At 73.3% G+C, this 7,417-nt stretch carries 11 protein-coding genes; 5 read left to right on the top strand and 6 right to left on the bottom strand.

Features of this window, described 5'->3' with window-relative positions; translation table 11 throughout:
• Positions 1-107 precede the first annotated feature (107 nt).
• Genes ACFTZL_RS37570 through ACFTZL_RS37555 form a run of 4 tightly spaced genes read left to right on the top strand, consistent with a single transcriptional unit; the run spans position 108 to position 3,531 of the window.
• Complete coding sequence (locus tag ACFTZL_RS37570; protein ID WP_382592700.1) at positions 108-641, top strand: sigma-70 family RNA polymerase sigma factor; 534 nt, start codon at positions 108-110, stop codon at positions 639-641.
• Entirely contained in the window at positions 638-952 is a 315-nt protein-coding gene (locus ACFTZL_RS37565) for a hypothetical protein (RefSeq protein WP_382592697.1), read from the top strand. The genes ACFTZL_RS37570 and ACFTZL_RS37565 overlap by 4 nt, the downstream gene beginning before the upstream one ends.
• A gap of 33 nt (positions 953-985) precedes the next feature.
• Positions 986-2,770, top strand: a complete 1,785-nt coding sequence (locus ACFTZL_RS37560) for a glycoside hydrolase family 15 protein (RefSeq protein WP_382592694.1) — start codon at positions 986-988, stop codon at positions 2,768-2,770.
• Positions 2,771-2,775: 5 nt separating this feature from the next.
• Entirely contained in the window at positions 2,776-3,531 is a 756-nt protein-coding gene (locus tag ACFTZL_RS37555; RefSeq protein WP_382592691.1) for an SDR family oxidoreductase, read from the top strand.
• Between the two features lie 18 nt (positions 3,532-3,549).
• Here ACFTZL_RS37555 and amaP read toward each other — a convergent pair whose 3' ends face one another.
• Genes amaP through ACFTZL_RS37530 form a run of 5 tightly spaced genes read right to left on the bottom strand, consistent with a single transcriptional unit; the run spans position 3,550 to position 5,923 of the window.
• A complete protein-coding gene (amaP, locus tag ACFTZL_RS37550) occupies positions 3,550-4,140 on the bottom strand; it encodes an alkaline shock response membrane anchor protein AmaP (RefSeq protein WP_382592688.1) in 591 nt (196 codons plus the stop codon).
• Positions 4,137-4,841, bottom strand: coding sequence for a DUF6286 domain-containing protein (locus tag ACFTZL_RS37545; RefSeq protein WP_382592685.1), 705 nt, complete (start codon positions 4,839-4,841; stop codon positions 4,137-4,139). Before ACFTZL_RS37545 ends, amaP begins: the two co-directional genes overlap by 4 nt.
• Entirely contained in the window at positions 4,838-5,212 is a 375-nt protein-coding gene (locus ACFTZL_RS37540) for an Asp23/Gls24 family envelope stress response protein (RefSeq protein WP_382592682.1), read from the bottom strand. The genes ACFTZL_RS37545 and ACFTZL_RS37540 overlap by 4 nt, the downstream gene beginning before the upstream one ends.
• 5 nt (positions 5,213-5,217) lie before the next feature.
• The gene (locus tag ACFTZL_RS37535) at positions 5,218-5,403 is read right to left on the bottom strand and encodes a hypothetical protein (protein ID WP_184599696.1); all 186 of its coding nucleotides are present in this window, start codon (positions 5,401-5,403) and stop codon (positions 5,218-5,220) included.
• 46 nt (positions 5,404-5,449) lie between these two features.
• Complete coding sequence (locus ACFTZL_RS37530) at positions 5,450-5,923, bottom strand: Asp23/Gls24 family envelope stress response protein (RefSeq protein WP_382592678.1); 474 nt, start codon at positions 5,921-5,923, stop codon at positions 5,450-5,452.
• Between the two features lie 87 nt (positions 5,924-6,010).
• Here ACFTZL_RS37530 and ACFTZL_RS37525 point away from each other — a divergent pair, with 87 nt between their 5' ends.
• A complete protein-coding gene (locus ACFTZL_RS37525) occupies positions 6,011-6,724 on the top strand; it encodes a nucleopolyhedrovirus P10 family protein (RefSeq protein ID WP_382592675.1) in 714 nt (237 codons plus the stop codon).
• Positions 6,725-6,772: 48 nt separating this feature from the next.
• On the opposite strand, the gene ACFTZL_RS37520 is transcribed toward ACFTZL_RS37525, so the two are convergent.
• The coding region (locus ACFTZL_RS37520) for an enoyl-CoA hydratase/isomerase family protein (RefSeq protein ID WP_382592672.1) at positions 6,773-7,417 on the bottom strand (645 nt) is incomplete at its 5' end.

Below are 7,417 nucleotides of genomic sequence, written 5' to 3'. Positions count from 1 at the left end.
CCGCCCCGCCGCCCCCCCGGGCGCCGCCGGGAGACGGGAGCCAACACCCCGGGCGCCGCAGAGACACCCCCCCCTGGGGGGCGCGGGCGGGGCGGCCCCCCGCCGCCGTGCCCCTGCCCCCGGCGGCCGCCGATCCGGCCGACCTGGAGCGGGAGGCGGGCGTGGCCCGCCTCTTCGAGCTGCACTACTCCTCGATGCTGCGGCTCGCCGTCCTGCTGGGCGCCGACGACCCGGAGAACGTGGTGGCCGAGGCGTACTACCAGATCTACCGCAAGTGGCGGCGCCTGCGGGACGCGGCCGCGGCGGAGGCCTATCTGCGGTCCACGGTCTGCAATCTGACGCGCATGCGGATACGCCACCTCCAGGTCGCCCGCCGGCACGAGGAGAACCCGCCGAGCCCGCCGGACGAGGCGGTCGCCTCCGCCGAGCACGCCGCGCTGCTGCGCGAGGACCAGCGCGTGCTCATCGACGCGCTCCAGCAGTTGCCGCCCCGCCAGCGCGAGGCGCTGGTGCTGCGGCACTGGCTCGGTCTGAAGGAGAGCGAGATAGCCGCCGCGATGGGTATCTCCGGCGGTTCCGTCAAGACACACACGGCACGCGGCATCGCCGCCCTGACCCAGGCGATGGAGGCCCGGCGATGAAGGACACAAGCCCGGACCGGACGGGCCACGGCGACGGCCGCACCGAGCGCGAGCTGCGCGAGGCACTCGAGGCACTGGCCGGCGGGGTGCTCCCCGACCCCGACGCGTACCGCACGGCACGCGGCGAGTGGCTGCGGCGCGAACGCAGGCGGCGGCTCGTGCTCGCCGTGCTGATCGCCGTCGTCTTCGCCCTGGCCACGCTGATCGGCCTGTGGGTGCTCAACCAGGCGCCGTCGGATCCCGGTGTCATCTTCTCCGGTACCGGCTCCCCCTCCGCCGAGGGCCCGTCACTCACCCGGCTCCACCCCTGATTGCAGGCCCGACTTGCCGGGAACCCGCACTCCGTGCATACCGGTATCGAGGACTACGCGCTCATCGGTGACGAACAGACCGCGGCCCTGGTCGGTACGGACGGGTCCGTCGACTGGCTGTGCCTGCCCCGCTTCGACTCGGCCGCCTGCTTCGCCAAGCTCCTCGGCGACGAGGACAACGGCTACTGGCGCATCGCCCCCGAGGGGGCGGACCGGTGCACCCGGCGCGCCTACCGCCGCGACACCCTCGTTCTGGACACCGAGTGGGAGACCGAGCAGGGGGCGGTCCGTGTCACCGACCTGATGCCCCAGCGCGACCAGGCACCCGACCTCGTGCGGATCGTCGAGGGCCTGGAGGGCGAGGTGACGCTGCACAGCGCCCTCAAGCTGCGCTTCGACTACGGCTCGATCATTCCGTGGATGCGCCGGGCCGACGGCCATCGGGTCGCCGTGGCCGGCCCGGACTCCACCTGGCTGCGCAGCGAGCCGGAAGTGCTCAGCTGGGGCGAGGACTTCGGAACGCACGCGGAGTTCACGGTCGGAAAGGGCGAGAAGGTCGCGTTCGTCATGACCTGGCACCCCTCCCACGAGTCGCGCCCACCGCTCGTCGACCCGTTCGACGCGCTGCGCCACAGCGTCGAGGACTGGCAGGCCTGGGTGTCGCGCTGCCGCTACCGAGGGCCGTACCGGGACGCCGTCGTCCGCTCCCTGATCACCCTCAAGGCGCTCACCTACGCCCCGACCGGCGGCATCGTCGCCGCCCTCACCACCTCACTGCCCGAGGAGCCGGGCGGGGTGCGCAACTGGGACTACCGCTACTGCTGGCTGCGCGACTCCACCCTCACCCTGGGCGCGCTGCTGGCGGCGGGCTACCAGGAGGAGGCCGAGGCCTGGCGGAACTGGCTGCTGCGCGCGGTCGCGGGCGACCCGGCCGACCTGCAGATCATGTACGGCCTGGCGGGCGAGCGGCGGCTGCCCGAGTCCGAGCTGCCGTGGCTGTCCGGCTTCGCCGGGTCCGCGCCCGTCCGTATCGGGAACGACGCCGTGAACCAGCTCCAGCTCGACGTCTACGGCGAGGTCATGGACTCCCTGTCGCTGGCCCGCGAGTCGGGCCTGTCGGCCCAGCCGGACGTGTGGGCGCTGCAGACGGCCCTGATGGACTTCCTGCGGACCCACTGGCGCCAGCCCGACGAGGGGCTGTGGGAGGTGCGCGGCGGCCGGCGCCAGTTCGTGCACTCGAAGGTGATGGTGTGGGTGGCCGCCGACCGTGCCGTACGCACCCTGGAGCGCCATCCGGAGCTGGACGGCGACCTGGAGGGCTGGCGCGCGCTGCGCGACGAGGTGCACCGCGAGGTGTGCGAGCGGGGCTACGACCCCGAACGCAACACCTTCACGCAGTCCTACGGTTCACGCGAACTGGACGCCGCGCTGCTGCTCATCCCGCGCGTCGGCTTCCTGCCGCCCGACGATCCGCGGGTGATCGGCACCATCGACGCGATCCGCGAGGAGCTGGACCACCACGGGCTCCTGCTCCGCTACACGACCGACGACGCGGACGTCGACGGACTGCCCGGTTCCGAGGGCACCTTCGTGGTGTGCTCGTTCTGGCTCGCGGACGCCCTGTACATGACGGGCCGTACGAAGGAGGCCCGCGCGCTGTTCGAGCGGCTGGTGGGGCTCGCCAACGACGTCGGTCTGCTGTCCGAGGAGTTCGACCCGGTGACCGGCCGGCACCTCGGCAATTTCCCGCAGGCGTTCAGCCACATCGGCCTCGTGAACACCGCCCTCGCCCTGTTCGGCGAGGAGGGGGCAGGATAGGAACCATGGATCTTGGACTGAAGGACCGGGTGTACGTCGTCACCGGGGCCACGCGAGGCCTCGGCAACGCTTCCGCGCGCGAGCTGGTCGCGGACGGGGCGAAGGTGGTCGTCTCGGGCAGGGACGAGAAGAGCGTCGCCGAGACGGCGGACGCGCTGGGCCCGAACGCGGTCGGGGTGGCCGTCGACAACGCCGACCCCGATGCGGCGGCCCGGCTGATCGGGGCCGCGCGGGAGAACTTCGGGCGCTTCAACGGTGTCCTCATCAGCGTGGGCGGCCCGCCGGCCGGGTTCGTCGCCGACAACACCGATGAGCAGTGGCAGTCGGCGTTCGAGTCGGTGTTCCTCGGTGCCGTACGGCTGGCCCGCGCCGCGGCCACCGAGTTGGAGGCCGGGGGTGTCATCGGGTTCGTGCTGTCCGGCTCGGTGTACGAGCCGATTCCGGGGCTGACGATCTCGAACGGGCTGCGGCCCGGGCTCGCGGGGTTCGCCAAGTCGTTGTCCGAGGAGCTGGGGCCGCGGGGGATCCGGGTGGTCGGGGTGCTGCCCGGGCGTATCGACACGGACCGTGTGCGCCAGCTTGACGGGCTGTCGGCGGACCCCGAGGCGACCAGGGCGGCTTCGGAGTCACGTATTCCGTTGCGGCGGTACGGGGCGCCGGAGGAGTTCGGGCGGGTGGCCGCGTTCCTGCTGTCGCCGGCGGCCTCCTATCTGACCGGGGTCATGGTCCCGGTGGACGGCGGAGCCCGGCACGGGTTCTGAGACCTGACTCTGCCGTACTCAACTCACCCTCTCCGCACGGTGCTTGACGCCCCGCAGCCTCACCTCCGTCGGGAGTGAGGCAAGGCCCGCCGAGGTTCTGGCGTGGGCCAGGGCGCCCGTGGTCAGGTCGTGCAAGGCCGTTCCCGGGTCCACGTGCGGTTCCAGTGCGAGCCGTACGCGGGCCTCGGGGGCGGTACGGCGGCGGCCCGTCAGACGGGCGTCGGCGCGGTCCACGCCGTCGGCCCGTTCCGCCTCCTGGGCGAGGGCGCTCTCCAGGGCCCGGCCGCGCAGCAGCGCGCCGTCACCGTCGCCGGTGTCGACGAGGACCTCGGCGAGGCGGCGCCGGCGGAGCACCGCGACGAGCCACCACAGGGCGAGCAGCAGGAAGACGGCGAGTACGGCGATGACGGTCGGCCACCACCAGCCGTCCTCCCGCCAGCGCGTGCGTTCGGCGTCGCTCAGCAGAACGTCGTGCCGGCTGTCGTGGATCCACCACGAAGGTGCCGGGGCGCCGAGGCCGACGGCCAGTACCGAGCCGCCCAGCACCAGCAGGACGAGGCCCACGAGCCCCAGGAACACGCGGTTGACGATCCGGAGCACCGCAGTCACCCCTTCCGGCCGGGCCGCCGGACGTGCACCGACACCGCGGGCGGCCGGGAGAGCCCCAGTCCGCGGACCGCGTCGGTGAGCACGGCGTCCAGTTCGGTTCGTACGTCGTCCAGTTCACGGAAATGCGACGCGGCGCGGACCTTCGCCCGGGTCCGGCGCACCCGGACGTCCACGGACTGCACACCGGACACCTCCATGGCCCGGTCCCGCAGCGCGGACGCGGCGGCATCGCGGTGCAGCCCGGCGCGTACGTCGGCGTGCGCGCGCCGCATCGGGAGCACGGCCCGCAGGCCCGGTGTGGCGGCCAGGACGAGCAGCCAGAGCCCGAGGGCGGCGGCGACCCCGGCCCCGACGAGCACCCAGACGTCGTCCAGGGGCCGTTCGGCGAGCTGCCGGGCGAGCTCCCGGCGCCAGCTCATGACGGGCCGGTCGGCGCGCACGGACGCGATGTCGTACAGGAACAGTCCGGCGAGGCCCAGGAGCAGCAGCGCGACGATGCCGGCGGGGACGCGGCGCGCCGACCAGAAGCGGCCTTCGCTTCCGCCCTCGCCGTCGAGTGCGGGCGGCGGTCCGTCGGCATCCACCGGCGCGGACCGGTCGGGTCCTGCGCCGGTCTCCGACGTGTCGACGACCGGGAGGCGCTGGGTGGTGCCCTCGGACTCGGGCGGTTCGGCAGGATCGGTGCCCCGGGGTTCGCTCATCGCGTCCTCCCCTGTGCCGCGCCGGGCCCGGCGACCAGATGCAGCCGCTCCACCTGGACGACGACCTCCGGCACTTCCATTCCCGCCAGGGTGCCCACCCGCTCGACGACGTGGTGACGCACCTGGCGGCAGCGGTCGCCGACGTCGCAGGGGTAGTCGAGTTCGACATGCACCCGGACGTGGGCGGCCTCGTGGTGGACGACCACGCTGGCGGACGGCCGGCCGGCGTCGGACGGCAGTGTCCCGACGGCCTCGCGGGCCGCCTGCGAGGCGATCTTCGCAACCACCCGGTCGGCGATCCGGGTCGCGCCGCGCTCACCCGGCGGGACGGCGGCCAGGGGTCTGCCGAGCTCACCGGCCCCCGCGCTCATGGGTGTCACCGCCGCCGTTCGTGACGTGGACGGAAGAAGTCGCCGAAGTCCATGTCCCCTTCCAGGAACCGGCCGACGACGAAGCCGACGGCGCCCAGCGCCGCCACCAGCAGGAAGGCGCCGAATCCGCCGAAGTATCCGGCGAAGGCCAACGCCATGCCGGCGATCATGCCGACCACGGCCATGCTCATGCGCTCCTCAGCTCCTCAGCCGCTGTGTTGTCCGATGGGCCGTGCCTCACTGAATCCGCCGCTCGGGTTCCTCTTCCTCCTCGTCCGGCAGCTTCACGTCGCTCACCGCGATGTTGACCTCGACGACCTCGAGGCCCGTCATCCGTTCGACGGCGGTGATGACGTTCTCCCGTACGTCCCGGGCCACATCCGCGATCGACACGCCGTACTCGACGACGATCTCCAGGTCGAGGGCGGCCTGCACCTCGCCGACCTCGGCCTTCACCCCGCGCGACACCGACTTCGCGCCACCCGGCACGCGGTCGCGCACGGCTCCGAAGGTGCGTGAGATGCCGCTGCCCATGGCGTGCACGCCGTCCACGTCGCGTGCGGCGAGCCCGGCGATCTTCTCCACCACGCCGTCCGCGATGGTCGTCCGCCCGCGCGAGCCCGGGTCTCCCCCAGCACGCTTGGCCAGCGGACTCCTGCGCGCCGCCGACGTCTCGGACTCCCCGCCCCGGTTCTCGGTCATGTCAGTCATCACCGCACGTCCTTTTCGGTTGTCGTCCTTCGACCACCGTAAGCACGGTTGCGTGGTAGCGCGCCTCTGATGCGGCAGGCTGGAGGAATGACGGGTGACCGGTGGACGCAGGCAGTGAGACATCAGCTGGGCCTCGGCAGGCTCCTGCCGCTGGGTGATGCGCGCGACGGCGCGTGGATCGCCGAGCAGGCGGCCGAGGCGGTGCTGCGGCGCGCGGCTCAGGACGCTCCGGGCGTACACCTCGACGCGCTCCGTGTCGCGCTCGCCGACCCGGCGGACACCCGGGAGCCGGCCGTACCGGCCCCGCCGAGTGCGCAGCCGCCCGGACCGCTGCGGGTGACGGCGGAGTTCGCGGCCACGGCCTCGCAGCCGCTGCCGGCGACGGCGTCCCTGCTGCGGGCGACGCTGGCGGCCGCCGCGACGCAGGGGCTGGGTCTGACGGTGTCGGAGGTGGACCTGCGCGTGACGGGACTGCTGGACGAGGAGACGGAACCCGGACCCGCCGTACGTCTCCCCGAACCTCCTCGGGCCGCACGGCCCGAGGACGGCGACGAGGGCCGCGTCGCGACCGCCGCGCTCGAGGTCCCGGGCGTGCTCCACCTCACCGCCGCGCTGGGCCATCCGGTGCACATCGAGGAACTCCCGGGCGACGCCGCGCTGCCGCACCGTCATGTCCGGCTGGAACTCGCGGTGGGAGCGGACCACCAGGCCCGTGAGGTGGCCCGAGCGGTCCGCACGGCGGTGCGGAGGACACTGCCGGACCACCCGACGGTGGCGGTACTGGTGAGCGGGATCGGCTGAGGGACCCCTGCTACGCCGGGAGGTTCTGCTACGCCGGGAGGTTCTCCCTCACTCCCCGATGCCCGCGAGGTCCCGCAGCCGGCGGGCCTGGGCCTGGCGTTCGGCGCCGCGCTGGGCCTCGTACGTGCGGTCCTGGGCGCCGCGCAGCAGTGCCTTGGTCTCGATGACGGCGTCGCGGGGCGCGGCGAGGACGGCCGAGGCGAGGTCGCGGACCGTGTCGTCGAGCTGGTCGGCGGGCACGGCCACGTTGGCCAGCCCGGTGTTCACGGCCTCCTCGGCCGTGACGAACCGCCCGGTCACGCAGATCTCCAGCGCGCGGGCGTATCCGACGAGTCCCACCAGCGGATGCGTGCCCGTCAGGTCGGGCACGAGTCCGAGGCTGGTCTCGCGCATGGCGAACTGCACGTCGTCGGCAACGACGCGCAGGTCGCAGGCGAGGGCGAGCTGGAAGCCCGCCCCGATGGCATGCCCCTGGACGGCGGCGACGGAGACGATGTCGCTGCGCCGCCACCAGGCGAACGCCTCCTGGTACTCGGCGATGGTCGCGTCCAGCTCGGCGTCGTCACCACGCGCGAGGTCGATGAACGACGGTTCCCCGTCGAAGCCCTCGGGCGTGAACGCCTGCCGATCGAGACCGGCCGAGAAGGACTTGCCCTCGGCCCGCAGCACCACGACACGGACGGAGCCCGGCAG

It is taken from the genome of Streptomyces sp. NPDC056948 (assembly GCF_042674225.1).
Lineage (GTDB): Bacteria > Actinomycetota > Actinomycetes > Streptomycetales > Streptomycetaceae > Streptomyces > Streptomyces purpurascens.
Note: the sequence above shows the minus strand (reverse complement) of the source record. Positions and strands in the feature narration are given on the sequence as shown.